The organism is Streptomyces sp. NPDC036984 (assembly GCF_055607665.1).
In genome coordinates, this window is sequence record NZ_JBVJRL010000005.1 from 79,261 (window position 1) to 105,151 (window position 25,891).

The 25,891-nt window shown below is 74.8% G+C and carries 25 protein-coding genes and 2 pseudogenes; 16 read left to right on the forward strand and 11 right to left on the reverse strand.

The features are described from left to right. Positions 1-98: 98 nt before the first annotated feature. Positions 99-1,145, forward strand: coding sequence for an MGDG synthase family glycosyltransferase (locus ACZ7DL_RS12110; protein ID WP_470774072.1), 1,047 nt, complete (start codon positions 99-101; stop codon positions 1,143-1,145). Positions 1,146-1,197: 52 nt separating this feature from the next. Here ACZ7DL_RS12110 and ACZ7DL_RS12115 read toward each other — a convergent pair whose 3' ends face one another. Genes ACZ7DL_RS12115 through ACZ7DL_RS12125 form a run of 3 tightly spaced genes read right to left on the reverse strand, consistent with a single transcriptional unit; the run spans position 1,198 to position 3,766 of the window. Next, positions 1,198-1,977, reverse strand: a complete 780-nt coding sequence (locus tag ACZ7DL_RS12115; protein ID WP_470773655.1) for a polysaccharide deacetylase family protein — start codon at positions 1,975-1,977, stop codon at positions 1,198-1,200. A gap of 7 nt (positions 1,978-1,984) precedes the next feature. Beyond that, positions 1,985-2,905, reverse strand: coding sequence for a DMT family transporter (locus ACZ7DL_RS12120; RefSeq protein ID WP_470773657.1), 921 nt, complete (start codon positions 2,903-2,905; stop codon positions 1,985-1,987). Between the two features lie 6 nt (positions 2,906-2,911). Then, the gene (locus tag ACZ7DL_RS12125; RefSeq protein ID WP_470773659.1) at positions 2,912-3,766 is read right to left on the reverse strand and encodes an SDR family NAD(P)-dependent oxidoreductase; all 855 of its coding nucleotides are present in this window, start codon (positions 3,764-3,766) and stop codon (positions 2,912-2,914) included. A 405-nt stretch (positions 3,767-4,171) separates the two neighbouring features. Here ACZ7DL_RS12125 and ACZ7DL_RS12130 point away from each other — a divergent pair. The 5 genes and pseudogenes from ACZ7DL_RS12130 to ACZ7DL_RS12150 form a co-directional block, all read left to right on the forward strand. Beyond that, positions 4,172-4,438 (forward strand): annotated as a pseudogene (locus tag ACZ7DL_RS12130) (MFS transporter); the annotation flags it as partial. A gap of 148 nt (positions 4,439-4,586) precedes the next feature. Then, positions 4,587-4,754, forward strand: coding sequence for a hypothetical protein (locus ACZ7DL_RS12135; RefSeq protein ID WP_470773661.1), 168 nt, complete (start codon positions 4,587-4,589; stop codon positions 4,752-4,754). 159 nt (positions 4,755-4,913) lie between these two features. Further along, positions 4,914-5,927 (forward strand): iron-containing redox enzyme family protein, encoded by a 1,014-nt coding sequence (locus ACZ7DL_RS12140; RefSeq protein WP_470773663.1) that lies wholly within the window; start codon positions 4,914-4,916, stop codon positions 5,925-5,927. A gap of 45 nt (positions 5,928-5,972) precedes the next feature. Next, a complete protein-coding gene (locus ACZ7DL_RS12145; RefSeq protein WP_470774074.1) occupies positions 5,973-6,602 on the forward strand; it encodes a HemK2/MTQ2 family protein methyltransferase in 630 nt (209 codons plus the stop codon). A 43-nt stretch (positions 6,603-6,645) separates the two neighbouring features. Then, positions 6,646-6,852: a CDGSH iron-sulfur domain-containing protein gene (locus tag ACZ7DL_RS12150; RefSeq protein WP_470774076.1), complete on the forward strand. Its 207-nt coding sequence runs from the start codon at positions 6,646-6,648 to the stop codon at positions 6,850-6,852. Positions 6,853-7,057: 205 nt separating this feature from the next. On the opposite strand, the gene ACZ7DL_RS12155 is transcribed toward ACZ7DL_RS12150, so the two are convergent. Next, positions 7,058-7,492 (reverse strand): protease inhibitor, encoded by a 435-nt coding sequence (locus ACZ7DL_RS12155; RefSeq protein ID WP_470773665.1) that lies wholly within the window; start codon positions 7,490-7,492, stop codon positions 7,058-7,060. 455 nt (positions 7,493-7,947) lie between these two features. Between ACZ7DL_RS12155 and ACZ7DL_RS12160 the strand changes: the two genes are divergently transcribed. After that, a complete protein-coding gene (locus tag ACZ7DL_RS12160; protein WP_470773667.1) occupies positions 7,948-9,117 on the forward strand; it encodes a lactate 2-monooxygenase in 1,170 nt (389 codons plus the stop codon). Positions 9,118-9,156: 39 nt separating this feature from the next. Here the strand turns inward: ACZ7DL_RS12160 and ACZ7DL_RS12165 are convergent, their stop codons facing one another. From ACZ7DL_RS12165 to ACZ7DL_RS12175, 3 genes are all read right to left on the reverse strand, one after another. Further along, complete coding sequence (locus ACZ7DL_RS12165) at positions 9,157-10,827, reverse strand: RICIN domain-containing protein (RefSeq protein WP_470773669.1); 1,671 nt, start codon at positions 10,825-10,827, stop codon at positions 9,157-9,159. A gap of 378 nt (positions 10,828-11,205) precedes the next feature. Continuing rightward, on the reverse strand, positions 11,206-11,583 hold the full coding sequence (locus tag ACZ7DL_RS12170; protein WP_470773671.1) for a toxin Doc: 378 nt from the start codon (positions 11,581-11,583) through the stop codon (positions 11,206-11,208). 3 nt (positions 11,584-11,586) lie between these two features. After that, positions 11,587-11,826, reverse strand: coding sequence for a hypothetical protein (locus ACZ7DL_RS12175; protein ID WP_030344647.1), 240 nt, complete (start codon positions 11,824-11,826; stop codon positions 11,587-11,589). A gap of 162 nt (positions 11,827-11,988) precedes the next feature. On the opposite strand from ACZ7DL_RS12175, the gene ACZ7DL_RS12180 reads away from it, so the two are divergent. The 3 genes and pseudogenes from ACZ7DL_RS12180 to ACZ7DL_RS12190 all read left to right on the forward strand — a co-directional run bounded on the left by ACZ7DL_RS12180 (position 11,989) and on the right by ACZ7DL_RS12190 (position 15,261). Next, the gene (locus ACZ7DL_RS12180; protein ID WP_470773674.1) at positions 11,989-12,501 is read left to right on the forward strand and encodes a methylated-DNA--[protein]-cysteine S-methyltransferase; all 513 of its coding nucleotides are present in this window, start codon (positions 11,989-11,991) and stop codon (positions 12,499-12,501) included. A 2-nt stretch (positions 12,502-12,503) separates the two neighbouring features. Next, a pseudogene (locus ACZ7DL_RS12185) lies at positions 12,504-12,635 on the forward strand (2OG-Fe(II) oxygenase); the annotation flags it as partial. Between the two features lie 244 nt (positions 12,636-12,879). After that, positions 12,880-15,261 (forward strand): SpoIIE family protein phosphatase, encoded by a 2,382-nt coding sequence (locus tag ACZ7DL_RS12190; RefSeq protein WP_470773676.1) that lies wholly within the window; start codon positions 12,880-12,882, stop codon positions 15,259-15,261. Positions 15,262-15,264: 3 nt separating this feature from the next. On the opposite strand, the gene ACZ7DL_RS12195 is transcribed toward ACZ7DL_RS12190, so the two are convergent. After that, complete coding sequence (locus tag ACZ7DL_RS12195) at positions 15,265-15,795, reverse strand: RNA polymerase sigma factor (protein ID WP_470774078.1); 531 nt, start codon at positions 15,793-15,795, stop codon at positions 15,265-15,267. Positions 15,796-15,860: 65 nt separating this feature from the next. Between ACZ7DL_RS12195 and ACZ7DL_RS12200 the strand changes: the two genes are divergently transcribed. From ACZ7DL_RS12200 to ACZ7DL_RS12220, 5 genes are all read left to right on the forward strand, one after another. Beyond that, positions 15,861-17,252: a serine/threonine-protein kinase gene (locus ACZ7DL_RS12200; RefSeq protein WP_470773678.1), complete on the forward strand. Its 1,392-nt coding sequence runs from the start codon at positions 15,861-15,863 to the stop codon at positions 17,250-17,252. Positions 17,253-17,424: 172 nt separating this feature from the next. Continuing rightward, positions 17,425-18,117 (forward strand): DUF4232 domain-containing protein, encoded by a 693-nt coding sequence (locus ACZ7DL_RS12205; RefSeq protein WP_470773679.1) that lies wholly within the window; start codon positions 17,425-17,427, stop codon positions 18,115-18,117. A gap of 194 nt (positions 18,118-18,311) precedes the next feature. Then, positions 18,312-19,553, forward strand: coding sequence for a polysaccharide deacetylase family protein (locus ACZ7DL_RS12210; RefSeq protein ID WP_470773681.1), 1,242 nt, complete (start codon positions 18,312-18,314; stop codon positions 19,551-19,553). A 23-nt stretch (positions 19,554-19,576) separates the two neighbouring features. Continuing rightward, entirely contained in the window at positions 19,577-20,869 is a 1,293-nt protein-coding gene (locus ACZ7DL_RS12215; RefSeq protein WP_470773684.1) for an arsenic transporter, read from the forward strand. Between the two features lie 32 nt (positions 20,870-20,901). Then, positions 20,902-21,417: a universal stress protein gene (locus ACZ7DL_RS12220; RefSeq protein WP_470773686.1), complete on the forward strand. Its 516-nt coding sequence runs from the start codon at positions 20,902-20,904 to the stop codon at positions 21,415-21,417. Between the two features lies 1 nt (position 21,418). Here the strand turns inward: ACZ7DL_RS12220 and ACZ7DL_RS12225 are convergent, their stop codons facing one another. Together ACZ7DL_RS12225 and ACZ7DL_RS12230 are read right to left on the reverse strand one after the other, a co-directional pair. Beyond that, positions 21,419-23,389, reverse strand: coding sequence for a ricin-type beta-trefoil lectin domain protein (locus ACZ7DL_RS12225; RefSeq protein WP_470773688.1), 1,971 nt, complete (start codon positions 23,387-23,389; stop codon positions 21,419-21,421). 261 nt (positions 23,390-23,650) lie between these two features. Next, positions 23,651-24,619: an aldo/keto reductase gene (locus tag ACZ7DL_RS12230; RefSeq protein ID WP_470773690.1), complete on the reverse strand. Its 969-nt coding sequence runs from the start codon at positions 24,617-24,619 to the stop codon at positions 23,651-23,653. Between the two features lie 141 nt (positions 24,620-24,760). Between ACZ7DL_RS12230 and ACZ7DL_RS12235 the strand changes: the two genes are divergently transcribed. Next, positions 24,761-25,714, forward strand: a complete 954-nt coding sequence (locus ACZ7DL_RS12235; RefSeq protein WP_470773692.1) for an endo alpha-1,4 polygalactosaminidase — start codon at positions 24,761-24,763, stop codon at positions 25,712-25,714. Here the strand turns inward: ACZ7DL_RS12235 and ACZ7DL_RS12240 are convergent. After that, a complete protein-coding gene (locus tag ACZ7DL_RS12240) occupies positions 25,689-25,889 on the reverse strand; it encodes a ferredoxin (protein WP_360737952.1) in 201 nt (66 codons plus the stop codon). The two genes, ACZ7DL_RS12235 and ACZ7DL_RS12240, sit on opposite strands and share 26 nt — an antisense overlap. Positions 25,890-25,891: the final 2 nt, after the last annotated feature.

Below are 25,891 nucleotides of genomic sequence, written 5' to 3' on the forward strand. Positions count from 1 at the left end.
CGTTTGCGTGCCGTGTCACCGGAGAATCGGAACCCGTGCGTACCACCGACCACGACACGCCGGGCGGCCGGCGTCGACCGCTGATCGTGAGCGCGAGCATGGGAGCCGGTCACGACACCGTGGCCGCCGAACTCGCGCGGCGGGCCGCGGCCCAGGGGCACGAGGCCCGGGTGGTCGACGTGCTGCGGCTGCTGCCGTACGGCCTGGGCACGGGACTGCGCCGCGGCTACGAGACGTCGGTGCGGCACCTGCCCTGGGTGTACGCCGGGGTCTACGGCACGTTCCTGCGCCAGGGCCCCGGCCCGCGGCCCAGCGGGGTGCCGCTGGCCCGGCTGGCCGGGGACCGGCTGACCGACCTGGTGGACCGGACGGGTGCCGACGCGGTGGTGTCGGTGTTCCATCTGGCCGCACAGCTCACCGGCCATCTGCGGGCCGAGGGCAGGCTGCGGGTGCCGAGCGCGGTGTTCCTGCTCGACTTCGCGGTGCACCGGCAGTGGCTGCATCCGGGCAACGACCTCCACCTGTGCCTGACGGACGCGGCGGCGGCGGAGGTGCGCCGGGTGGCGCCCGGGCCGGTGGTCACGACCGGCCCGGTGGTCGCGCCCGCCTTCCGCGCGCCGGCTCCCGGAGCGGCCCGGTGGCGGGAGCGGTTCGCCGGGCGGGCGCCCGGCCGGCCGCCGGTGCTGTTGTCGGCCGGCGCCTGGGGTGCGGCCTCCCGGCCGGCCGCCACCGCCCGGCTGCTGGCGGCGGCCGGTTATCTCCCGGTGGTGCTGTGCGGCCGTAACGAGCGGCTGCTCGCGCGCATGTCCCGGGAGCCCGCGGCGGTCGCCCTGGGCTGGGTGGACGACATGCCCGGGCTGCTGGCCGCCTGCCACGTCCTGGTGGACAACGCCGCCGGGCAGACCGCCGTCCAGGCCCTCGCCGCGGGCCTGCCCGTGGTCGGCCACCGCCCGCTGCCCGGCCACGGCGCGGACGGCGTCCGGCGGATGGCGGAAGCCGGTCTGTCGGAGCTCACCACGGACGGCCCCGGACTGCTGACGGCACTCGCCGGCCTCCGCGAGGGCGGCCGGGAGCGCGCGGACCGCGTCGCCCGCGGCCGTGCCCTGTTCCGCCGCGACGCGATGGAGTGCGTGACGGCACTGTGAGCGGGACGGCAGGCGGCGGCCCCCGCCGGAGGTGCGAGGGGCACGCCCTGCGTCACTCCGCGGCGGCCCCGGACGGTACGGCGGTCCGCGCCGGAGCCGGTGCCGGGTCGTGGTCGCGCAGCGGGCCGACCGCGAGGCCCGCCGCGCGGCAGTCCCGGACGATGTCCGGGAGCGCGCCCAGTGCCGCGTGCCAGCAGCCGGGGGCCGAGTGCCGGTCGGAGTCGTGCAGCAGGACGGTGCCGCCGCCGCGCAGGTCCGCGGCGACCCGTGCCCGAACGGAGGCCGGCGTGGCGTCGGCCGTCCAGTCCCTGCCCCACGCCGACCACAGCACCGTCCGCAGCCCGGCCCGCCGGGCGGCCCGCCAGCGGCTCGTGGTGAGGATGCCGTACGGCGGCCGGTACCACCGCGGGCGGTGCCCGGTGAGGTCCTGTACCGCGCGGACGGTGCGGGCGACCTCCTCGGCGTCGCGGGCGAACGCGGGCCGCCAGGGCCGGTCATGGGTCCAGCCGTGCACGCCCAGCTCGTGCCCGCGCCGTACCGTCTCGCGGGCCACGGCGGGGTGGCGCACCACGTGCTCGCCGAGCACGAAGAAGGTGGCCCGCACCCCGAGCCCGTCCAGCGCGTCGAGGAAGCGCGGGGTCGACACCGGGTCCGGTCCGTCGTCGAAGCTGAGCGCGACGTGCCGGCGGTGGCCGGTGCCGGCGAGCCCCGGGAAGAGCGGCAGCCGCACGCCCGGGAGCCAGGTGGCCGCCGGGCCGATGTGGACCGCGGCGACGCCGGCCGGCAGCAGGACGGCGGCCGTCCGCCAGGAGCGGCCGGACACGGGGGACATCGGTGACCTACCTCCTCGGGGTGCGCGGCAGGGCGGCGGAGCCGGGGCGCGCCGCCGGGTCGTCGGCGTCCCACTCCCCGCCGACGGACGGAGCGCGGGCCAGGCCGATGCTGCCCGCGCCGATCAGGGCGACGCCGATCACCTCCGGCAGCACGCTCAGGCCGAGATGGATCCGTTCGGCGAACAGCACCCAGCCGAGAGCGACGCTGGCGAGCGCGTCGCCGAGGGTGAGGGCGGGCTGGGAGGCCGTCAGCGATCCGGCGGCGAGCGCGCCCTGGAGCAGCAGGAAGGCGACGAGTCCGGCGGCCCCCGTGGCGTACGGCGACCAGTGCGCGAACATCGCCCCGGGCCCGTGTCCGAGCCGCCCCACGGCCTCCTTGAGCAGCGCCGCGGTGGTGGCGAAGGACACCGCGGAGGCGAGCCCGAGCAGCGCGGCCCGGGACGCGCCCCGCGTGGGACGTGCGACCGCCACGAGCAGGACGACGACGCCGAGCGCCGCGCCGCCGCCCAGCAGCCAGGCCGCCGGCGGCGCGGTGTGCCGGCCGGGTGACGGCGCGGCCGCCAGCAGGAACAGCGCCAGCCCGCCGGCGAGGGCGAGGAACGCCAGCCAGGTCCGGCCGTCCGGGCGGCGCCGGAAGACGATACTGCCCACGGCCAGCGTGAACAGCAGCTCGGCGGTGAGCAGGGGCTGGACCAGGGACAGGCTGCCCACGGCCAGCGCCCCGGCCTGGAGCAGGCTGGACAGCGCCAGCAGACCGGCCCCCGCCAGCCAGGAGCGGCGCCGCAGCAGCCGGGCGAGCCGGCGCACGTCGGCTCCCGCCCCGCCGCCCTGGTCCGGCTCCTGCACGGCCGCCCGGCGCTGCAGCACCGAGGCGGCCGCGTTGGACAGGGCCGCGAGCAGGGCGAGCACCACCGTGACGGCGGTCATGACGGTTCACCCGAAGCGGGCGGCGAGCCGCCGGTAGAGTCCGGGCGCGGCGCCGCGCACCCGGGCGGGCAGGCGCAGCCACCCGGGGACGTACACCTCGTCCCTGTCGTGCAGGACGGCGGCCCAGACCGCGTCCGCCACGCGCTCGGCGGGCACGGGCCGCGGCCAGGACCGGGTGTAGGGGGTGCCTCGCCGGTCGAAGAAGGGGGTGTCGACCACGCCGGGGATGACATGGCTGACGCCCACTCCGGTGCCGCGCAGTTCGTAGCGCAGCGAGTCGGCGAAGGTGCCGAGGGCGGCCTTCGCCGCGGAGTAGACGGCTTCCCCGCGCACGCCCACGCTGCCGGCGAAGGACCCGACGAGCACGAGGCGTCCCGATCCGGCCGCGACCATGTGGGGCAGCAGGGTGCGCACCAGGTGCAGGGTGGCGAGCAGGTCGACGCCGACGACCTCGTCGATGCGCGCGGCGGGCATGCCGGTGAAGTCCCCGGCCCAGCCCACTCCGGCGCCGGCCACCAGCAGGTCCAGCCGGCCGAGGCGGTCCAGGGCGAGATCGGTGAGCCGGCGGTCGGCGCCCGGCCGGGTCAGGTCCGCGGGCAGCGCCACCGCACCGGCAGTGGCGGCCACCTGCTCCAGTCGGGTGACATCGCGGCCGCTCAGCGCCAGCCGCCAGCCGCCCTCGGCGGCCAGTCGGCGGGCCACGGCCGCACCGATGCCCGAGGAGGCGCCCGTCACCAGGGCGGCGCCGACCCGGCCGGCCCGCTCGCGGCCGGCCGGCGGCGCGAGGGCCGCCTCCTCGGCCGAGCCCGGCACCGGCCGGGTGCCGTTCGACGGTCCTGCGGGGGACGGGGCATGGGACATGGTGACGACCTCACTGCGACGGCGTGCACGGGCGCGCGAACTCGGGGGCCGAACCCTCGGGGTGTATCCAGGGCGCCACACACTGAAACACCGCGCACGGCGGAGCGCCCACGGGCAGGACGCGGGGCCCCGGTCCGCCCTGCCCCTGCCGGTGCTCCCCAGCGCGCGGGGCGGTGTTCCGCGACCGGTGCGCACTCGCCGCAGCACCGCGTTCCTCGTACGCCCCGACGGTCGTCCGGCCGCACGGGTGATCCCGGCCGGCCCCGGCGCCCTGGCCGCAGCCCTGGCCCACGTCTTCGCCCGCCGACCGACGCACCCGGCGGGTGGGCCGCCGCCGCTAAAAGAAACGTTGCCGTTTCGCTCACGGTGTTCTACGCTCGATGTGTACGAAACAGTTTCGTTTATGCGCGCGCCAGCGCCATGCAGCAGGTGGGCGGCTCGATCGGCACGGCCCTGCTGAACACCCTGGCGGCGAGCGCCGGCACCGACTACCTCGCCGGCCGGGACGCCACCAGCAAGCCGGTGCGGGCGCAGGCCACGATCGAGAGCTACACCACCGCCTTCTGGTGGTCGGCGGTGCTCTTCGGCGCGGGTGCCGTGCTCGCCTTCGTGTTCTACCGGCGCGGCGTGCCGGCGCAGGACGCGGGTGCCACCCCCGTCGTCCACATGTGACCGGAGCCGCCGTCCGGGCCCGAGGGGCCGCCAGTCAGCAGGGAGACGGCGGCCCCTCGCCCGTTGCGGCGGGACACCGCGGGACGCTTGGGACGGCTCCGCCGGGTAACTCGCAGTGGAGATCACCGTGACGACGGAAGGAGCCGCCATGCCTGGTGGGAAGGACCGCGAGGACCGGCCGGAGACGGCCCTGGAGGAGGTGCTCCGGGAGGTCGAGGAGGCCGAGAAGCGCGACGAGGACCGGGACGCCTCGGGCGAGGCCGGTGACGCCATCACCCCGAACACCGGGGCGCAGGAGCAGGCGAAGGGCGACTGAGGTCGGCCGGGTGGCGCGCCCCGGGGGTGCTCCGCCGGCACTGGTGGGCGCCGCTCGGTGATCGCCCGGGCCGGCGCCTCCGGGTGGGAGGAGTCCGGTGAGTTCTTCACCGGGCAACCGATCACCCGTGCTTTCGTGCGGGCCGGGTACCCGAGCCCCATGAACCACCAGCTGCGAGGACCTCAGCCGCCCCCGCCGCGCGGCCCGCTCTCCGCCGCGGTCACCGCGTATCTGCACGGTACCGGCCCCCTCCCCCGCCCCGCGGACGCGGGGGCCGCGGACCCGTACGGCGACGACCTCCAACTCGCCCTCTACCTGTGCTACGAGCTGCACTACCGCGGCTTCGCCGGTGTCCCGCCCGAGACCGAGTGGGATCCGGAGCTGCTGCGCGTCCGGGCGGCGCTGGAGCACCGCTTCCTCGGCGCGCTGCGCGCCGACACCCCGGTCCACGACAGCCTGGACGACGCGCTCGCCGCCCTCCTGGTCGAGCCGGCCGAGGGCACGGGGGTCTCCCACTTCCTGTCCGCGGAGGGCGAGTTGTGGCAGGTGCGGGAATACGCGGCAGTGCGCTCGCTGTACCACCTGAAGGAGGCCGACCCGCACGCCTGGGTGCTGCCGCGGCTGTGGGGCCGGGCGAAGGCGGCGATGGCGGCGGTGGAGTACGACGAGTTCGGCGGCGGCCGGGCCGACCGGGTCCACGCGCGCCTGTTCGCCGACCTGATGACCGACCTGGGCCTGGAGACCACGTACGGCCGCTATGTGGCCGCGGCCCCCGCCGAGATGCTGGCCGTGGTCAATCTGATGTCCCTGTTCGGCCTGCACCGGGAGCTGCGCGGTGCGCTCGTGGGCCACTTCGCCGAGGTGGAGATCACTTCCTCCCCCGCCTCCCGCCGGCTGGCCGAGGCCATGCGCCGCACCGGTGCCGGGCCGGCGGCCGCGTTCTTCTACGACGAGCACGTGGAGGCGGACGCGGTGCACGAGCAGGTCGTCCGCCACGAGGTGATCGGCGGACTGCTCGACGAGGAGCCGGAGTTGGCACCGGACATCGCCTTCGGGATCGACGTGACCGAGTACCTGGAGGGCCGGCTGGGCCGGCGGCTGCTCGCCGACTGGGGCGCGGGACGCTCGTCCCTGCTGACACCCCTGGCACGACAGATGTCCCATACATCCTGACTACCGGGGTACCCGCGCAGTGTGATCACTCTGGTACTTCCGGGCGTGTACGCCCCACAGGACGACACGGAGCTGCTGGCCGAGGCCCTCCGCGACGAGGCCCCGGGGCCCGGCGCGCGTGTGCTGGACGTCGGCACCGGCAGCGGCGCGCTGGCCCTGGAGGCCGCCCTGCGAGGAGCCGAGGTGACCGCGGTGGACGTGTCCCGGCGGGCGGTGTGGACGGCCCGCCTGAACGCGTGGCTGAGCCGGCTGCCGGTGCGCATCCGGCACGGCAACCTCTTCGCACCGGTGCGGGGCCGGACGTACGACCTCATCCTGGCGAACCCGCCCTACGTACCGGCGCCCGACGCCTCCCGTGCGCCGCGCGGCCGGTCCCGCGCCTGGGACGCCGGGGACGACGGGCGGCTGCTGCTGGACCGGATCTGCCGGGATGCGCCGGCGCTGCTGCGCCCGGGAGGGATCCTGCTGATCGTGCACTCGGCGCTCAGCGGCCCCGACCGCACCCTGGAGCTGCTGCGGGCGGCGGGCCTGAAGGCCGCGACGGTCCGACGCCGCTGGATCGCCCTCGGCCCGGTGCTGCGTTCCCGGGAGGACTGGCTGCGCCGGCGCGGGCTGCTCGCGCCGGCCGACGACAGGGAAGAGCTGGTGGTGATCCGTGCCGAACGACCGCGCTGACACCGGACCGAACGACCCCGCGGAATCCGGGCCGGAGAACGCCGTGGACCGCGCGCCCGACTCCGCTGCCCGCCGGGCCCGCCGGATCACCGTGCAACGGCGCGGGCCCCTCCTGGTGGAAGGGCCCGTGGAGATCGAACTCGAGGACGGAACAACGGTCTTCTCGGACCGGTTCCGTGTCGCTCTGTGTACCTGCCGACGCAGTCGCCGCTACCCGTGGTGCGACACCAGTCACCGACGCCGGGTCTGAGCAACGGTTGAAACAGATTGTTTTTCGCCGCTCCCCGGGACGGCCCCCCACGGACCGGCCCGGGGAGCGGCTGTGTGCCCGGAGCCTGCGGGCGGCCCCACTCCGCCCGCCTGCCCCGGCGCGAGATCGCAGGTTCCCCGCCCCAGGGGCCGCACTCCCCAGTTGCGAGCCTGATCCGGTGTCCACGGGGACCCACGATCCCGGTCTAGAAGGCGAAGAGGGCGCCGCCGACGGCATCCCTCACGCAGGTGTTGCCGAAAGTGCGCTCGTAGGAGACGCGCTTGCCCTGATAGACGCCCTGGACCGTCACGACGACGGGGTCGTACTGCTTGGTGCACATCATGTCGCCGGCGGGCTTCAAGGCGTCCAGGTCGCCCCCTACGCCGCGCAGTTCGGCGCAGGCCTGGGCGGCGGCCGGGTGGGTGCCGGAGGCCGTGGGGGCGCAGTTCAGGGTGACGGCGCGCTCCGGAGTGGCCGTGGCCGCGTCGTTGCCGTGGCCGGTGGTGAGCACCAGCGCCGAGGGGGCGTAGAGCGACGACGGGGCGGCGCCCGGTGCAGCGACGGCAGCCCCGGTCAGGGGTCCGCAAACGGCTGCGGCCGTGAGGCCGAGGGCCGCTGCCCAGCGCGCGGTGTTCCGCATTGTGTGCATCCTTCCGCTCGAACAGACGAGTTACCGGCTCCAGCCCGGTCGGGCACCGGAGCGGCGAGCGCCACTCTGCCGAGTCCACCGCCGAAACTCACATCGAACCCATAGGTTTCAGTAACCTTTCGTGTTGAATCAGTGGCGTGAAGTCACGGAAATCGAACGCTGTGACCCCGGAACTGAGGCGTTTCCCCTCCCCCGAAGCGGCCAGATGGCCGAAAATCAGCTGTTCGTTAATCGTCCTGAAACATTCCGACTCTGCGCGCGTCAAGCCCCTTCATGACTCCCTGTGTTCATGAAGTGATCACCGGGAGCAGGTGCCTCCGCCACCCGGGGCGGACCATCCGGTTCCGCCCGGCCGGCGCGTGCTGACGCGTTCCGGGCGGTGCCCTACGGGTCACCGATCGCTATGGTCGGGCGGGTACGGGATCGGCGTGGGGCGGGAGGGACAGATGGTGCGGCACTGGGCGGATCTCCAGTACGAGATCTACCTGAACGGGATGACGGGGACCGTGCCCCGGCTGCCGACCGATCTGACCCGGCTGGAGGAGCTGGCCGAACACCGGCTCGGCCCGGGCCCGGTGGGCTATGTGGCGGGCAGCGCGGGCGACGGCAGCACGGCCCGGGCCAACCGGGCGGCCCTCGCCCGGCGCCGCATCGTGCCGCGCATGCTGCGCGACGTGCACGAGCGGGATCTCACGACCGAGGTGCTCGGGCGGACCCTGCCGGCGCCGCTGGCGCTCGCTCCGGTGGGCACGATGTCGATCATGCATCCGGACGCCGAGCCGGCCGTCGCCCGGGCGGCGGCCGCGCAGGGCGTGCCGTACGTCCTGTCGTCGGCGGCGAGCACGCCGATGGAACAGGTCGCGGAGGCGACGGGGGACGCCGAGCGGTGGTTCCAGCTGTACTGGGGCAAGGACCGCGAGGTGACCCGGAGTTTCCTCGCCCGGGCGAAGGCGGCCGGGTTCTCGGTGCTGGTCGTCACGCTGGACACCCCGCTGCTGGCATGGCGGCCCCGCGACCTGGACCAGGCATATCTGCCGTTCCTGCACGGCGTGGGCACCGCCAACTACTTCACCGACCCCGCGTTCCAGGCATGCCTCGCCAAGCCGGTGCACGAGGATCCGAAGGCGGCGGTGCTGCACTTCCTCGGCCTGTTCGGGGACGCCGGCCACACCTGGCCGGACCTGGCCTTCCTGCGCGAGCACTGGGACGGGCCGATCGTCCTCAAGGGCATCCTGCACCCGGACGACGCCCGCCTCGCCGCGGACGCCGGGGTGGACGGCGTGGTGGTCTCCAACCATGGCGGCCGGCAGGTGGCCGGCTCGGTCGCGGCGGCCGACGCCCTGCCCCGGATCGCGCAGGCGGCCGGCGACCGGCTGACGGTGCTGTTCGACAGCGGGGTGCGCACCGGCGACGACGTGTTCAAGGCCCTCGCCCTCGGCGCGCGGGCGGTCCTGCTGGGCCGGCCGTACGTCTACGGACTCGGCCTGGACGGCCAGGCGGGCGTGGAACACGTCATCCGCTGTCTGCTGGCGGAGTTCGACCTCACCCTCGCCCTGTCGGGCCACACCGGCCCGGCCACGGTGTCGCCGGCGGACCTGGTGGAGGATCCCAGCTGACCGCGCCCGCGGGCGCGAGGTCCGGGCTGCGCCGCGCCGCTAGATACGCCGCGCCGCCGGCCGGGACGCCGGGTCGTCCGTACCGGCGATCGACAGCGAACCCGGGCCGGCCGTCGGCGTGTCGGTCGTCCAGCGCTGGCCGGCCGAGCCGTCCCGGACCTTGACGACGAGCTCGGCGCCGGGCCCGTCGCCGGCCGCGAGGGCGAGGGTCCGGTCCCAGCGGGGCAGCAACTCGCCCTGCGGGGTGAGGTCGTAGCGCACGTCGTCACCCCGGCGCGCTCCGGCCTCGGCGCAGCTGCCGAGGAGCACCACGCCGGCGTCGGCGTGCGAGTCCAGGCACAGGGCCGGGCCGGCCGCGCTGCGCAGCAGCCCGTCGGTGCCGTACGTCCACTGCTGTGTGGCCGCGCCGGAGCACCCGGCGAGGACGGCGCTCGCCCCGGTTTCCGGCGTGCCCTCGATGTCCAGGCACAGGCCGGCGGCGGCGTTGCGCAGCCGGCCGGGCCGACCGGCTGCGGGCAGACCGGCGGTGCCGGGCGCGGTGGCGGACGCGGACGGGGAGGAGGCACCGGGGACGGCGCTGATGGTGGCGACCGGGGCGGTGCCCTCGTCGCCGTCCGGCCAGGCACTCACGGCGAGGACGGTGGCGAGCAGCCCGGCCGAGGCCACGCCGACGCCGATGAGCAGCGTCCGGGAGGACCGGGCCGGCCCGGATGCGCGGCGTGCCGGCGCCCCCGAGAGCAGCCGCCCGGCTCCGCCCGTGCCGGCGCGGCGCCGGCCGCCGGACACGGTCATGCGGGCCAGGAGCCCCGGCCCGCCACCGCCGCGCCGGCGCCCGCCGGAACGCCGGGAGCCGCCCCGGCTGCGGGCGGGACCCGGGTGGCGGCCGGGGCGCGAGTCGAGGTAGCGGCGGCCTCCCCAGCCGAGCACGGCCTCGGCGAGCAGCACGCCCAAGGCGGCCTCGGCCTGGCCGAGTTGATCGGCCGCGTGCCGGCAGTAGGCGCAGCCGGCCAGATGCTCCTGGACGTCGGGCAGCAGCGCCCCGCCCCGGCGGATCGGCACGTCGAGGAGGCGGTTGTAGTAACGGCATTCCTTGCCGGGCGCGAGTTCCCGGTGGGCGCGCACCAGGCCCTCACGGAATTTCTCGCGGGTCTGTTCGAGCGCGGCCGTCGCGCTCTCGGTGTCCATGCCGAGCAGCCCAGCGGGGACCTCCGGTGGCTCGGCCTCGACCTCGGTATGCCACAACAGGGCCTGTTCCAGCCGGGAAAGGCTGTGGAACGCACGGTCGGTGAGGGTGCGGTTCTCCGGTATCAGAGCCGGCGCGGCGCGCATGCCGCGGCCGCCGGCGGGTTTTCCGAGGCCGGGCAGCACGGCGGTGACGCGGTCCGTGCCGGACCAGTTCACGACCGTGTCCCGGACGGTCACCAGCAGCCGTGGCCGCAGCGCGTCGGCGGGTTCGCCGAGCGCCAGCCGGCCGAGGACCTGGTGGAAGGCGGTGGCGGTGACCATGTGGGAGAGCGGCCCGGAGGCGGCCAGGCAGATGACGGCGTAGTCCTGGGCCGGCTGCCAGTGCCGGGCCATCAGGAGGGCGGCGGACCGGGATGCCTCCGCGTCGGAGCCGGCCCGCAGCGGACCGGCGAGCGACTCGTCGGATTCCCCTGGATCGGCGCCGGGCGGCGGATACGAAGGACGCGGGGGGTGGGGGGTGTGCACTGAGCGAATTCCTTTGGCGCGTGGTGCGTTGGTGCCTGTCTGTCGCTCTCGCGTGCGCGAGGGAGCGGAATTGCACCGCGCCCCGAACCCTTGCACAACTTCCACACGAGCAACAAGGCGCACGTAAGACATCGAGGGTGTTGAAAGAAAGTCAGAAATAGGGCGTCGGCGAGGGCTTGTCGCAAGGAGGCCGAATTCTTCCTGCGCCCCGTGTGAAACGTGCGCACGCACCGGCCGGACGCGCACGCTCCCGCGGCGTGCGGCCCGGTGGTGGACTGGGAACCGGACCTCCTCGAAAGGCCCCCCTCGGCCGGCGGCCCCGGCGGCTTCCCCCGCCGGCCGGGGCGGGGGCACCTGCCCGGGGCCGGGCCCGGCGGGTCAGATCTGCCAGGAGCGGAGCCGGTCGGCGGCGCCGTACACGTCGGTGTTGCCGGAGATCAGATCGCGGGCCAGGTCGACGAGGGCGCCGTAGGGCGGGTCGATGCCGACGCCGCTGACGAACATGTAGGCCACGGCGGTCGCGCAGGCGAAGCGGGCGTTGGCCGCGGGCAGCGGCTTGAGCACGGCGAGGGTGTGCAGCAGCGCGGCGGCCCGCCAGGCCGCGTCGGAGTCCACGCCGAGCCGGGGCGGGTCCACCCGGTGCCGGGCGACGGCGGCGACCAGCGCGGAGAAGTCGTCCACGGCGGGCTGGTCGGGCAGTACTTCCTCATGGCGCTGGAGCAGCCAGGGGACGTCGATATGGATGACGGAGGGCATCGCTCAGGCGGCCTCGCCCTTGGCGGGACGCTCGTCGTCGGGGAAGGCCGCGGCGAACTCCTCGGCGTGGCCGGCGAAGAAGCGGCGGAAGGCCTCGGCGCCCTCCTGCAGGGCCCGGTGGCGGGCGATGTCGGCGGCGGCGGCCTCGCGCACGAGGGCCTTCATCGACGTACCGCGCTCCTTGGCGATCTGCCGCAGGTCCTCTAGTTCCCGTTCGCTGAACTCCACGTTGAGAGCTGGCATGCCCCACACGGTACCGCGCGGGTACTCACGCGTAAATAACCACAGGTCAGTGCAGGTCACCTGCGGTACCGGAGGGGGACGAGGGCGGTGTCCGATTCCCGCCGGTGGCGCGGCGCGCGGCGCCGGAGACTCGACAGCACGGAACAAGCCGAAGGAGGACCGATGGTGACACGCACCGTCCACACCGTCCACGCGAGCCCGTTGGGCGACCTGCTGCTGACCGCGGCCGTGTCCCCGGCCGGCCGTCCCGCCCTCACCTCGCTCTCCCTGCCCGGGCAGCGCGGCGCGCCCGCGGTCCACGCGGACGACCGCGACGACCGGCCGTTCACCGCCGCGCACCGGTGGCTGGACGCGTACTTCGCGGGCCGCCCGGACCGCCGCGACCTGCCGCTGTCCCCCGCCGGCAGCCCGTTCCAGCAGGCCGTGTGGCAGGCCCTGGACGACATCCAGTACGGCACGACGACCACCTACGGCGAGCTGGCCGCCCGGCTCGGCGTGCCCCGGTCGGAGATCCGTGCGGTGGGCCGGGCCCTCGGCGCGAACCCGCTGCTTCTGCTCCGCCCGTGCCACCGGGTGATCGGCGCGGACGGCGGCCTGCGCGGGTACGCGGGAGGAGTCGAGCACAAGCTGTGGCTGCTCACCCACGAGGGTGCGCTCCAGCCGACGCTGCTGTGACGGTGTTCATCACCCGCGAGCGCCCCGTCCGCACCCGCCGTGGCTGGTCGGCCGGGGCGGTGCGGCACGGGGTGAGCACCGTGCGGTCGGGGCGACGGCGGACGCTGGGCCTGGTCTTCCACGACGCCGCCTGATCAGACAACCGGTCCGTGACGGACCGATTGTGACGGCCTGCCGGACAGGATCGTCCAGGTCCGAACGCCTTGCCACTGCCTTCGGCCACCCATCGGCCGGATGGACTCCCGACCGGCCACGGGGCGGCGTTCGGCGGCTCGGCCGAGTGGCCATCGGTTGCATCACGGGAGGGCGCGAAGCACTACGCTGGAACACGAGTGGTGCCACCTGTTCACTGTGAGTGTGCGCTTGGGAGCGGCGAGGATGAGCCGGGCTTATCCGTTCGACGACGCGGCGACGGCCCGGGCTGTCGTCGGCGCGGACGGAACGCTGGTGGAGTGGAACGAGGGCGCGCGGCGCCTGCTCGGCCACCCGGCCGACGCCGTCCTGGGCCGCCCCGCCGCCGACCTGCTGGCCGGCGCCACCACCCCGCCCGTGCCGACGGGCCCGCGCTGGGCGGGGACGGTCGGACTGCGCCACCGGGACGGCCGTACCGTCACCGTGTGGCTGCTGGCCCACCGCCGCCCGCCGCACGACGAGGACCCCGGCGACTGGCTGGTGGTCACCCCGCTCACCGGCACGGAGCCGCCCGCCGTGCACGACCCGCTCACGGAGGCCGGCCTGATCCAGTCGCCGTGCCCGGTCGCCGTCTACGACGACCGGCTGCGGCTGCGCCGGATGAACGAGGCGATGGCCGCCGTCCTCGGGCTGCCGGAGGAGCGGGTACGGGGGCTCCGGCTCGCGGAGATCGGCGGCCGGCCGCAGGGCGAGGAGCTGGAGCAGAGCATGCTCCGGGTGCTGACCTCGGGCCGGCCGCGGGACATACAGACCTTCCTGCGCGCCGGCGGCGAGGGCCGGTCGTACGCCTGGCTCGCCCGCATGGCGCCGGTCCGGGACGGGTCCGGCCGGGTGCGGGGCGTGTGCCTGGCCACGCACGACGTCACCGACAACCACCGGGCCCGCCAGCGGCTCCAGCTGGTCAACGAGGCGAGCGTGCGCATCGGGACCACCCTCGACGTCACCCGCACCGCGCAGGAGCTGGCGGACGTCTGCGTGCCCGCGCTCGCCGACTTCGTCACCATCGACCTGCTGGACCCGGAGGAGTACGGCGGCGAGCCGCCGGCCCGCATCACCGCGCCGGTGCAGCTGCGCCGCACCGCCCACCAGTCGGTGCTCAGGGGCGTACCGGAGGCGGTGATCAAGCCCGGGCAGGCGGAGGAGTATCCGGACTTCTCCCCGCAGGCCGATGCGCTGACCACCGGCCGCGCCGTCATCACCTCGGTGGCCGCCGGCGCCATGGACCAGTGGCTGCGCCGGCACGGCAAGCACGGCGACATGGTGCGCGCGTTCGGCCTCCACTCCGCGATGTCGGTGCCGATCCAGGCGCGCGGGCTGACCCTGGGGGTCGCGGTGCTGACCCGGCACCGGCGCCCGGACGCGTTCACCGCGGACGACGTGCTGCTCGCCGAGGAGATCACCGCGCGGGCCGCCGTCTGCATCGACAACGCCCTCCGCTACTCGCGCGAGCGGGAGACCGCACTCGCGCTCCAGCGCAGCCTGCTGCCCCGCTCGCTGCCGCACACGGCCGCGCTGAAGGCGTCCTCCCGCTATCTGCCGGCCGCGCGCGCCGGTGTGGGCGGGGACTGGTTCGACGTGATCCCGCTGTCCGGGATGCGGGTGGCGATGGTCGTCGGGGACGTCGTCGGACACGGCATCCAGGCCTCGGCCACCATGGGCCGGCTGCGCACCGCCGTCCGCACCCTCGCCGACATCGACCTGGCCCCGGACGAGCTGCTCACGCACCTGGACGACCTGGTGCTGCGGCTGTCGGAGGAGTCCGGCGGCGACGGCAGCCCCGGCGAGGTCGGCGCGACCTGCCTGTACGCCGTCTACGACCCGGTGTCCCGCCGCTGCACGCTGGCCCGCGCCGGGCATCCGCCGCCGGTGCTGCTGCGGCCGGGCGGCCGGCCGCACCTGCTGGACCTGCCCGCCGGTCCCCCGCTGGGCCTCGGCGGGCTGCCGTTCGAGTCCGCCGAGATCGATCTGCCCGAGGGCACCGTCCTCGCCCTGTACACGGACGGACTGGTGCGCTCCCGGAACCGGGACGGGGACGCCGGCCGTGAGCTGCTGTACCAGGCGCTCGGCCGGGACACGGACTGCCTGGACGCGACCTGCGACCGCATCCTGCACGCCCTGCTGCCGTCCGGGAGCGCCGCCGACGACGTGGCGCTGCTCCTCGCCCGCACCCAGGGCCTGCCCGCCTCGCAGGTGGCGACCTGGGACATCCCCCCCGACCCGGCGCTGGTCGCGCCGATCCGCAAGCAGGTCGTGGAGCAGCTGGACACCTGGGAACTGAGCGAGGCCACGTTCGCGGCGGAGCTGGTGGTCAGCGAGCTGGTCACCAATGCCATCAGGTACGGCGCGCACCCGATCCGGCTCCGGCTGATCCACGACGCGGACACGCTGACCTGCGAGGTCTCCGACACCAACCACACCGCCCCGCATCTGCGCCGGGCCAAGAGCTTCGACGAGGGCGGCCGGGGTCTGCTGCTGGTCGCTCAGCTCACCCAGCGCTGGGGCACCCGGCACACTCCGGAGGGCAAGACGATCTGGGCGGAACTGCCGCTGTTCGAGGAGGACGTGTAGCGCTCAGGTGGCCGTCAGCCAGGGCCGTACCTGTCTGCGGGCCTCGTGCAGCCGGGACTTGAAGGTGCCGAGCGGGATACCGGCGCGCTCGGCGGCCTCGGCGTAGTCCAGCTGGCAGATGTCCCGGTAGACCAGCGGCGCGACCAGGTGCGGATGCTCCCGCTCCAGGCGGTCCAGGGCCTCCAGCAGGTCCACCCGGGAGCCGGCGATGACGCTGGTGGTGCGCGGGTCGACGGCGTGCGCGGGCTCGATGGCCGCGGGCTGCTCGGCGGCCCGCCGCTTCAGCTCCCGGTACTTCTGCCGGCAGCAGTTGGCGACGACGGTGTACAGCCAGGTGCCGAACCGGCTGCGGCCCTGGAAGCCGGTGATGTGCCGGGCCACCTGGAGCAGCACGTCCTGGGCGGCCTCCTCGGCGTCTTCCCGGCAGGGCAGGAAGCGCGCGCAGCGGCGCACGACCTCGGGCCGGATCCCGGTCAACAGCCGGTCCAGGGCCCCGCTGTCGCCGGCGGCGGCACGCCGGGCCAGGTCGTCCATCGGCGCCTGTTCCTGCACGAAAAGGCTCCCCTCCACGTCGATCTCAGGCCAGGCATGATAGTCGTATGCACTCCCTGGAGCGGATCGGCCGCTACCGCCTCGCACGGCCGCTGGGCAGCGGCGCCTTCGCCACGGTGTGGCTCGCTCACGACCCCGAGCTCCAGGCGCCGGTGGCGGTGAAGGTCCTCGCGGAGAACTGGTCCCACCGGCTCGACATCAGGGAGCGCTTCCTGTCGGAGGCGCGGCTGCTGCGCCGGGCCGGTTCCAGCCGGGTGGTGCAGGTCTACGACATCGGCGAACTCCCGGACGGCAGGCCGTACTTCGTGATGGAGTACGCCGCCGGCGGGACCCTCGCCGATCTGCTGGCCGGCGGGCCGCTGCCGGTGCGGGACGCGCTGGCGCTGACCGCCGAGGCCGCGCGCAGCGCCGCCGCGCTGCACGAGGCGGGCATCGTGCACCGTGACATCAAGCCGACCAACGTGCTGCTGCACACCGCCCCGGACGGCACCCGGCGGGTGCTGCTGGCCGACCTGGGGCTGGCCAAGAGCCTCGCGCAGGCCTCGGTGCTGACGCTGGCGGCGGGTTCGGCGGGCTACCAGCCGCCGGAGCAGGCCGAGCCCGGCGAGGGCATCGACGAGCGCGCGGACGTCTACAGCCTGGGCGCGGTCGGCTACGAGCTGCTCACCGGGACCGTGCCGGGGCCGCCGGGCAAGGTCGTATCGCCCCGGCGGCTGCGGCCGCAGCTCGGCGAGGACGTCGAGCGGGCGCTGCTGCGCGCGCTGGAACCGGAGCGGGCCCGACGCTGGCCGGGCGCCCCGGCGTTCGCGCAGGAGCTGGACCGGCTGGCCGCGGGCTCGGCGGTGCGGCCCGCGCGGCGGCTGGACAGGGTGCGCAACCGGCTCAACACGGTGACGCTGGCCCTCGCCGCGGTGCTCGCCGCCACCGCGGCCTCGGTCACGGCGACCGTGGTGCTCCACCACGAGGACACGGCCGACGGCGAGGTGCGGGTCGCGGACGCCACCGGGCGGGTGACCCTGCGGGTGCCCGCCGGCTGGGGCCGCGAGCTGCGCCCCGCCGGCTGGAACCCGCACGCCCTCGGGTTGACGGCGGGGCACGAGCCGGGTCTCGTGGTGGCCGACGACGTCTCCCGCTGGTCCGACCTGAAGTCCGCCGTGGACGGTGTGTTCGTCGGCGTCAGCGCGCACGGCGACGTCACCGCGAAGGTGAAGGCGCTCGCCCACGCCGGCTGCCGCTACGCGGGGGCCCGTACCTTCACGGACGCCGACTGGCACGGGCTGGTCCGGGCCTGGAGCGGCTGCCCGGACGGCGGCTCGGTCACCGAGTCCGCGCTGGTCCCGGCGGGCGGCGCCGCGCAGCCGCAGGTGTATGTGCAGGTGCGCCAGCGGGGTGACGGGGACGCGACCGACCGCGTGCTCCGTTCGCTGCGCGTGACCTGAAAGGGCCTGCCGGGGTCCGGAAGGGCCTGCCGAGGGTCAAGGCGGGGAAAAGAACCCCGCATGTCCCGAACTTTTCCGGCGACCCGCGCATCGGACGGAGATGACGGCGCACCCGGCGCCGTAGGCACGCGTCCTGGTCGCGTGCCCTGAACATCCAGGAGTGTTGAGCGACATGGTGTACACCCCCCGGTCCACGCGGCGCGGGGCCCTGCTCGTGGGCACGGTCGCCGTGCTGGGCCTCCTGACCGCCTGTGGCAACAGCCCCGACGCGCACGCCAGCCCGCCGGCCACGGTCTCCGGTACGGCCGGGCCCGCCCGGGACGGCACGGCGAGTCCGGCCTCCGCCACGACCTCCGCCTCCACGGACGCCGCCGCGTCCTCCGCCGCCCCGAAGGCGACCGCCTCCGCGGACGGTACGACCACGGCCACCGTCACCGCCGCCACGAGTTCCCGCTGCCACACCTCGGAACTGCGTGCCTCCGTGGGCCGCAACGACCCGGGGGCCGGCCAGGAGAACTTCCCCGTCGTACTCACCAACAAGTCCGCCCGGACCTGCACCCTGCGCGGCTACCCGGGCGCGGCCTTCGTGACGGACTCCGGCACCCAGCTCGGTGCCGACCCCAAGCGTGAACCGGGCTCCCCGACGACGGTCACGCTGCGCCCCGGGCAGAGCGCCTGGGCCGGGCTGACCTTCTCCAACCCGGAGGTCAGCGGGGCGAAGTCGGCCAGGCCGGCCGCGCTGCTGGTCACGCCGCCGGACGAGCGCGATCCGCTGAAGGCGGCCTGGTCGGGCGGACCGGTACCCGTCTCCGGGAACCACTCGACGGTCCACCTGACCGTGCTCAGCCCCGGCACCGGCCCCTGACCCGGGCCCCCTCCGCACGAACCCCGCTGTCAGCCCCCGAGGCAGCGGGGTTCGTCATGACGGCGCCACAACTGTCACAGGACGGCAACAGGCGCCGACGGCCGCGATCTTTCCTCCGCCTTCCCTCATCGAACCCGGTCGACCGCATCGCGAACAGGCCCCGCGCGGGCCATGACCAGGGAATCGGGGAGAAGATGAACGGGATCTCACGCAGGCGGGTGCTGACGGCGGGGGCGGCGGCGGGCGCCCTCGGAACGCTGGCCGCCTGCTCCTCCGGCACCGGCCTCTCGGTCGGTGGACCGGACCCGGCGGACGGCAGGGGGACCAAGCAGGCCCGGCCGGTGAAGCCGATCGGCGACGGCTCCACCGCCGACACCGGCGCCCAGCCGCACCAGCCGAAGCCGGCCCGGCTGAAGCCCGGGCAGCGGCCCCCGCAGTTCGTGGTGTTCTCCTGGGACGGCGCGGGCGAGCTGAGCAACGGCCTGTTCTCCCGGTTCCGCAAGGTGGCCGCCGACCACGGCGCCGGGATGACGTTCTTCCTCAGCGGCATCTACACCCTGCCCGAGTCCAAGAAGCACCTCTACCGGCCCCCGCAGCACCCGGTCGGCGCCTCCGCGATCGGCTACCTCGCGGACCGGCACATCCACGCCACCCTCCAGCAGGTGCGCGCCGCCTGGCTGGAGGGCCACGAGATCGGCACCCACTTCAACGGGCACTTCTGCGGCGCGACCGGCGTGCGCACGTGGTCCCCGGCCGAGTGGCGCAGCGAGATCGAGCAGGCCGTCGGCTTCGTGACGAAGTGGAAGACGAACACCGGCTTCACCGACCTCGACCCGCTCCCCTTCGACTACCGCAAGGAGCTGATCGGCGGCCGTACCCCCTGCCTGGAGGGCCAGGCCAATCTGCTGCCCACCGCGGCCGCGCTCGGCTGGAAGTACGACGCCAGCTCCCCCGGCGGCCTGCAGATCTGGCCGGGCAAGGTGCAGGGCGGCAGGCTCTGGGACTTCCCGCTCCAGTCCATACCGTTCTCCGGGCACTCCTTCCAGGTGCTCTCGATGGACTACAACATGATGTTCAACCAGTCCGGGGGCAATCCGCTGGGCGACCGCGCGCAGTACGACGCCTGGCGCGCCCAGGCCCGCGACACCTACCTGGCCGGTTTCCGGCGTGCCTACGAGAGCAACCGCGCGCCCTTGTTCATCGGCAACCACTTCGAACGCTGGAACGGCGGTATCTACATGGACGCCGTCGAGGAGGCCATCGGAAAGATGGCCGCGTACGACGACGTGCGCTTCGTGTCCTTCAAGCAGCTCGTGGCCTGGCTGGAGGCGCAGGACCGGGCGGTGCTGCGCACGCTGCGCACGCTGGGGCCGGGGCAGTCCCCGGCAGGCGGCTGGGCGGAGTTCCTCGGCACGGCGGGCAGCCGGCCGTCGTAGCGTTCCCCAGGTCGTCTGTTTTCATGGGCGGGCATCTTGTGATCTCTTCGGAAGGACCCGCCCTGAACACCCCGCTCGCCGAGGCGCTGTCCGCCACTCTGCTGGTCGCCGTGCTGGCCTGGGCCGTCGTACGGCCCTTCGGCTGGCCGGAGGCGGTGATGGCCGTACCCGCCGCCGGGATCGCGGTCGCGGCCGGCGCGATCTCGCTCGACCACGCCCGGGCCGAGGCCGAACGGCTCGGCCCGGTGGTCGGGTTCCTGGCCGCCGTGCTGGTGCTCGCCCACTTCTGCGATGTCGAGGGGCTGTTCCAGGCGTGCGGGGCGTGGACGGCCCGGTGGGCGGCGGGCCGGCCGGCGCGGCTGCTGACGGCGGTGTTCGCGCTGGCGTCGGCCATCACCGCCGTGCTCAGCCTGGACGCGACGATCGTGCTGCTCACCCCGGTGGTCTTCGCCACGGCCGCGCGGACGGGCGTACGGCCCAAACCGCACGTGTACGCCTGCACGCACCTGTCGAACACGGCGTCGCTGCTGCTGCCGGTGTCCAACCTGACGAACCTGCTGGCGTTCGCGGCGAGCGGGCTGAGCTTCACGAGGTTCGCGGCGCTGATGGCGTTGCCGTGGCTGGCCGCGATCGGCGTCGAGTACCTGGTGTTCCGGCGGTTCTTCGCCCGGGATCTGGCGGCGGCGGCCCCGACGGTCCAAGGCACCGGCGAGACGCCCCGGCTGCCGCTGTTCGCGCTGGTGACCGTGGGGTGCACGCTGGCCGGGTTCGTGGTGGCGTCGGCGTTCGGCGTGGACCCCGCCTGGGTGGCCGCGGCCGGCGCGCTGGTGCTGGCCGGGCGGGCGCTGGTGCGCCGGCGGGCGAGCCCGCTGACCGTGGTCCGGGCGGCGGCCCCGGGCTTTCTCGCGTTCGTCCTGGCGCTGGGCATCGTGGTGCGGGCGGTGGTCGACAACGGGCTCGCGGACGTGCTCGGGCATGTGGTGCCGGACGGCACCGGCCTGCCCGCGCTGCTCGCCGTCGCCGCGCTGGCCGCAGTGCTGGCCAACCTGATCAACAACCTGCCCGCGGTGCTGGTCCTGCTGTCGCTGGCGGCGCCCGCCGGGCCGGGGGCGGTCCTCGCCGTGCTGCTGGGCGTGAACATCGGCCCGAACCTCACCTACGCCGGATCGCTGGCCACGCTGCTGTGGCGGCGGATCGTGCACCAGCACGAGCACGACGTGGACCTCGGCGAGTTCACCCGGCTCGGTCTGCTCGCCGTGCCGTCCTCCCTCGCGGTCGCGGTGGTGGCACTGTGGGGGTCGCTCCAGTTTCTGTGACGCGTGCGCCCGAGCCGAGGGAGGCCGAGAGGATGCGGGTGATCGCCTGGCTCGTGGAGGGGACCTGGCCCGCCTGCGTGGACGCGGTGCGCGCCCACGCGCCGGACGACGCCGAGGTGGTGCTCCTCCATGTGAGCGGGCCCGATGTGCCCGGGGTGGCGCACGGGGCCTTCGCGGGGCTGCTCGGGCGCGCCCACCCGCGGGGGCACCCGGCCGAGGGCTGGGGCAGCGATCCGGGTGACCGGGTGGAGGCGCTGGGCGGCACGTCCGCGGCCGCGCTGCTCGACGCGGCGGCCGAGCGGCTGGGCCGGCCCTGTGCGCGCGAGGAGCGGTCCGGCCGGGTCGAGCGGGAGGTGGTGGCCGCCGCCGAGGGGGCCGGTCTGCTGGTGCTGGCCCGGGACGGGGACCGGTCCCGCCTCGGCCCGAAGAGCCTCGGCCCGGCCGTCCGGTTCGCCGTCGACCACGCGCCCTGCCCGGTGCTGCTCGTGTGGCCGGCACCGGCGCCGGGGCTGGCGACGATCCCGCCCCCGCCGCCGCACCACCCCTGACTCAGCGGCGGTGCCGGCCGCCGCCGTATCCTTCGCCGCCACCCCGGCCGCAGTACTCCGGGTACACCGCGCACGGGTCGACGGTGGCGGTCGGCGAGGGCGCCGCACCGGACTCGGTCGCGGTCGGGGTGGGCGTCGGCTTCGCCGGCCCGGACGGCGTGGGGATGGCCGGCGCCAAGGTGCCGGGCGGCGCGGTGGGCGCCGGGAGCGGGGCGCTGTCGCTGTCCCAGTTGACGTTCTCCATCCGCAGATCCGCGTGGGCGGTGTCGACGACCCAGCGCTGGGCGGTCCCCGCGGCGCGGGTCTTGAGCACCAGGGCGCCGGAGCCGTCTGTGGCGGCCGGGGTGAGGGCCAGTTCCTGGTTCGAGCGGGGCACGAGGGCGCCCTGGAGGGTGAAGTCGTAGCGCATGGTGCGGGCGGCCTCTCCGGTGGCCGCACAGGGGGCGAGGCGGACGGAGTAGCCGAGGCGGGAGTCCAGGCAGAGGCCGGGGGCGGCGGCGTTGCGCAGCAGTCCGTCGGTCTCGTACGTCCACTGCTGGCTCGGGACGGCGGAGCAGTCGGTGAGTTCCGTCTCGGCGCCCTCGACCGCCTTCTCCCCGACGACACCGACGCACAGGCCGGAGGTGCGGTTGTGCAGTCGGCCGTGCAGGGTGCCCTGACCGGCGGTGTCCGCCCCGGCCGCCCAGGACGCGCCCGGCGAGACCGCGTTCTCGCCCGGCGTCCGGGAGGGCGGGCCGGCGGCGCCGGGGGCCGGGGTGTCGCCGGAGCCGAGCACCGACCACAGCGCCAGCGGCAGGACGACCAGACCGCTGACGGTGGCCACGGCCAAGGCGAGGTTGCGGCGCCGGACCCGCCGGGCGGCGCGCTGGGCGGAGCGGCTCGGGGTGGCGGGCGGTGGGGAACCGGCCGGGCGGGTGCGGGGGGTGGCCGCGCCGCGCGCGGCGGATCGGTCGCGGGCGGAGCGACCACCACCGTCAGCGGATCGGCTGCGGTCGGCAGGCCCGCCGCGGCCTGATCGGTCGCGGGCGGAGCGGACACCGCGGGCGGCGGGTTCTCCCGGGCCGGCGGCTTCGGCCGCTGCTGCGGAGGTGGGGGGCGTGGTGGGCGGCGGGGGCGCGAACGGTTCGCCCGCGGGAGGCGCGACGGCGGCGGGAGCCGGTGCGGCGGGCTCCTCGGCGCGACTCGCCCGGGACTCCAGATAGTCGCGGGCGCCCCAGCCGAGGACCGCCTCGGCGAGCGCGAGACCCAGGTCGCCGTTGAACCGGGCGAGTTGGTCGGCGGTCCGGCCGCAGTGCGCGCAACCGGCCAGGTGCTGCCCCAGGTCCGGGTCGATGTCGGTGCCGCCGCGCCGGAAGGTGACGTCGAGCATGCGCACATAGCGCCGGCACTCGGCCTCGGGGGCGAGTTCCCGGTGGACCTGGAGGCATTCCTCGCGGAGCCGCTCGTGGGCACGGCGGAGTTCGACGTGGACGTCGTCCTCGTCCAGGCCGAGCAACGCGGCGGGCACGGCCGGGGGTTCCGCCTCGACCTCGATGTGCCACAGCACGGCGCGGGAGGTCTCGGGCACCCGCTGGAACGCGCGGGACAGCAGCCGCCGGCCGGGCGGTGGCAGCAGCCGGGCCGCGGCACGCTCGCCGGTGCCGTCGTCCGCGCGCAGCGCGGGGTGGAGGAGTTCCTGCCGGCCGTCGGTGTCCCACTCGGCCGCGATCCGGCGGACGGCGACCAGCACCTGGGGCCGCCAGGCGGCGCTCGGGCCGGTCTGCCGGAGCGAGGCGCCGAAGAGGCGGGTGAAGGCGGCGGTGGTGAGCATGCCGGCGGCACGCGGGCCGTCGGCGCACAGCCGGGCGTAGGCGAAGGCCGCCGCCCAGTGCCGGTCGAGGAGTTCACCGACGGGATGCAGGGCGGGTGCCGTTCCCGTCCACTTCTTCAGTTCGGCGCTCAGTCTTTCGTCCGACGGGCCTGCCTCGGTCACAGCCGTATTCCTCCAGACGCACTACGGGAATTAGTCCATACCAATAGGTATGACGAGGTGACAGGGCAGTCCGAACGTCCACCTGAGGCGGCACACTTTTGCACAACCGATCACGTACGAACAAGGGATCTTCCGGTTCCCGGGATTCCCCGCGTTTCTTTTTCTTTATTGACGAATTGTCAAGCTCCGCATTCTCCTTTGGCGCAGGAGGATGCCGGTCCGTGCGGCACGGAGGGCGCGCCGCACGGGCCCACCGACCGGTCAGTGGCCGCTGACCGCGCGCGGGGTGTAGGGCTGCTCCAGTTCCTCGATCTCCTTGTCGGTCAGTTCCAGTTCGACGGCGGCCACCGCGTCCTCGATGTGATGCGGCTCGGCCGCGCCGACGATGGGGGCGGCCACCGTGTCCTGGTGCAGCAGCCAGGCGAGGGCCACCTGGGCGCGCGGCACGTCCCGCTGGGCCGCGATGCGGGTGACGGCCTCGACGATCGCGCTGTCGCTCTCCAGGTACAGCCGGCCGCCGAAGTTGTCGTTGGCGCTGCGTTCGGTGACCGTGCCCCAGTCGCGGGTGAGCCGGCCGCGGGCGAGCGGGCTCCACGGCAGCACACCGACGCCCTGGTCCGCGCAGAGGGGCAGCATCTCCCGCTCCTCCTCGCGGTAGAGCAGGTTGTAGTGGTTCTGCATGGACACGAACTTCGTCCAGCCGTGCCGCTCGGCGGTGTACTGCGCCTTGGAGAACTCCCAGGCGTACATCGAACTCGCCCCGATGTAACGGACCTTGCCCGCCTTGACCAGATCGTGCAGCGCCTCCATCGTCTCCTCGACCGGAGTCGCGTGGTCGTAGCGGTGGATCTGGTAGAGGTCGACGTAGTCGGTGCCGAGGCGGCGCAGACTGTGGTCGATCTCGCTCATGACGGCCTTGCGGGACAGACCGGCGCCGTTCGGGCCCGGCCGCATCCGGCCGTTCACCTTCGTCGCCAGCACGATCTCGTCACGGTCGGCGAAGTCCCGCAGGGCTTTGCCGACGATCTCCTCGCTGGTGCCGTCGGAGTAGACGTTGGCGGTGTCGAAGAAGTTGATGCCCGCCTCCAGCGCCTGCCGGATCAGCGGGCGGGACGCCTCCTCGTCGAGGGTCCACTCGTGCGTGCCGCGGTCCGGCAGTCCGTAGGTCATGCAGCCCAGACAGATCCGCGAGACGTCCAGGCCCGTCGAACCGAGCTTCACGTACTGCATCGTTGCTGCTCCTGCCCTTCGCCGACGATGGTCAGCGCCGAGCCTACGACGTGGCCCGGGGCTGACTTGACGGCTCGAGCGCGCGGGCGCTTTGATCCTGACACGTGCCGCGCCTCCCGGCGTGGGCAGGATGGAGCGGACTTGCCCCCCACGGGTGTTCACCGCATCACGAGGTCGCGTACGGCCCTGGGCGCCTTGTCGGCAGCGCTGATCGTCACGGTGACGGCACTGGCCGGCTGCTCCTTCGGCCACGGGCGGCAGGGCGGTTCCCCGAAGCCCGCCGCGGTACGACTGCCGCCGCGGGGCGCCGGGTTCGACTACCAGATCGGCGGCGCCTATCCCCCGCCCGCGGGCGTGCGGATCGTCAGCCGCGACCGGTCGGACTCCCCCGCCCCGGGCCTGTACAACATCTGCTACGTCAACGCGTTCCAGGCCCAGCCCGCCGAGCGCTCCTCCTGGCCGGCCGACCTGTTGCTGCGCGACGCGCACGGCAGGGTCGTCATCGACAAGGACTGGAACGAGCCGCTGCTCGACATCCGCACCCCGGCCAAGCGGGAGCGGGTGGCACGGCGGGTGAACCGGTGGATCGACGGCTGTGCGGACAAGGGCTTCGACGCGGTCGAGCCCGACAACTACGACAGCTACACCCGCTCCCGCCGGCTGCTCGGCACGGCCGACGCGACCGCGTTCATGACCCTGCTCTCCCGGCACGCGCACACCCGGCACCTGGCCATCGCGCAGAAGAACACCGCGGAACTGGCCGGGCAGCGGCGGCGGGCGGGGCTGGACTTCGCGGTGGCGGAGGAGTGCGGGCAGTACGACGAGTGCGAGGTCTACGCGAAGGCGTTCGACGACCGGGTGGTGGACATCGAGTACACCGACGGCGGGCTGCGCGCGGCCCGCGCCCGCTGGGGCGACCGGCTGAGCATCGTGCGCCGGGACCGGGACGTCTCCACTCCGGGCACCGCGGCCTACGTCCGCAGGGTGCGCCAGGTGTATCGACCCGACCGGCGCACGCCCGTCCCACCGGCCCGTTCCGGCCGGTGGGACGGGCGTGCGCCGTCGGCGGTCAGCCGGCGCTGTCCCGCACCGTGATCGCACTGACCGGGCAGGCGTGGGCCGCCGCCCGGACCATCGGATCGCCCGCGCCGTCCTCGCGGCCGGGGAGGAGGGTGCTGTAGCCGTCGTCGTCCTGGGTGAAGACGCCCGGCGCGGCCAGCGCGCACTGTCCGGCGCCGATACAGACGTCCTTGTCGATGTCGATGTGCATGA

Bases quoted from the DNA above. Each gene is read 5' to 3' on its own strand.
- ACZ7DL_RS12110 (WP_470774072.1), top strand. From the start codon at position 99: ATGGGAGCCGGTCACGACACCGTGGCCGCCGAACTCGCGCGGCGGGCC.
- ACZ7DL_RS12115 (WP_470773655.1), bottom strand. From the start codon at position 1,977: ATGTCCCCCGTGTCCGGCCGCTCCTGGCGGACGGCCGCCGTCCTGCTG.
- ACZ7DL_RS12120 (WP_470773657.1), bottom strand. From the start codon at position 2,905: ATGACCGCCGTCACGGTGGTGCTCGCCCTGCTCGCGGCCCTGTCCAAC.
- ACZ7DL_RS12125 (WP_470773659.1), bottom strand. From the start codon at position 3,766: ATGTCCCATGCCCCGTCCCCCGCAGGACCGTCGAACGGCACCCGGCCG.
- ACZ7DL_RS12135 (WP_470773661.1), top strand. From the start codon at position 4,587: ATGCCTGGTGGGAAGGACCGCGAGGACCGGCCGGAGACGGCCCTGGAG.
- ACZ7DL_RS12140 (WP_470773663.1), top strand. From the start codon at position 4,914: ATGAACCACCAGCTGCGAGGACCTCAGCCGCCCCCGCCGCGCGGCCCG.
- ACZ7DL_RS12155 (WP_470773665.1), bottom strand. From the start codon at position 7,492: ATGCGGAACACCGCGCGCTGGGCAGCGGCCCTCGGCCTCACGGCCGCA.
- ACZ7DL_RS12160 (WP_470773667.1), top strand. From the start codon at position 7,948: ATGGTGCGGCACTGGGCGGATCTCCAGTACGAGATCTACCTGAACGGG.
- ACZ7DL_RS12170 (WP_470773671.1), bottom strand. From the start codon at position 11,583: ATGCCCTCCGTCATCCATATCGACGTCCCCTGGCTGCTCCAGCGCCAT.
- ACZ7DL_RS12175 (WP_030344647.1), bottom strand. From the start codon at position 11,826: ATGCCAGCTCTCAACGTGGAGTTCAGCGAACGGGAACTAGAGGACCTG.
- ACZ7DL_RS12180 (WP_470773674.1), top strand. From the start codon at position 11,989: ATGGTGACACGCACCGTCCACACCGTCCACGCGAGCCCGTTGGGCGAC.
- ACZ7DL_RS12190 (WP_470773676.1), top strand. From the start codon at position 12,880: ATGAGCCGGGCTTATCCGTTCGACGACGCGGCGACGGCCCGGGCTGTC.
- ACZ7DL_RS12195 (WP_470774078.1), bottom strand. From the start codon at position 15,795: ATGGACGACCTGGCCCGGCGTGCCGCCGCCGGCGACAGCGGGGCCCTG.
- ACZ7DL_RS12200 (WP_470773678.1), top strand. From the start codon at position 15,861: ATGCACTCCCTGGAGCGGATCGGCCGCTACCGCCTCGCACGGCCGCTG.
- ACZ7DL_RS12205 (WP_470773679.1), top strand. From the start codon at position 17,425: ATGGTGTACACCCCCCGGTCCACGCGGCGCGGGGCCCTGCTCGTGGGC.
- ACZ7DL_RS12210 (WP_470773681.1), top strand. From the start codon at position 18,312: ATGAACGGGATCTCACGCAGGCGGGTGCTGACGGCGGGGGCGGCGGCG.
- ACZ7DL_RS12215 (WP_470773684.1), top strand. From the start codon at position 19,577: ATGGGCGGGCATCTTGTGATCTCTTCGGAAGGACCCGCCCTGAACACC.
- ACZ7DL_RS12220 (WP_470773686.1), top strand. From the start codon at position 20,902: ATGCGGGTGATCGCCTGGCTCGTGGAGGGGACCTGGCCCGCCTGCGTG.
- ACZ7DL_RS12230 (WP_470773690.1), bottom strand. From the start codon at position 24,619: ATGCAGTACGTGAAGCTCGGTTCGACGGGCCTGGACGTCTCGCGGATC.
- ACZ7DL_RS12240 (WP_360737952.1), bottom strand. From the start codon at position 25,889: ATGCACATCGACATCGACAAGGACGTCTGTATCGGCGCCGGACAGTGC.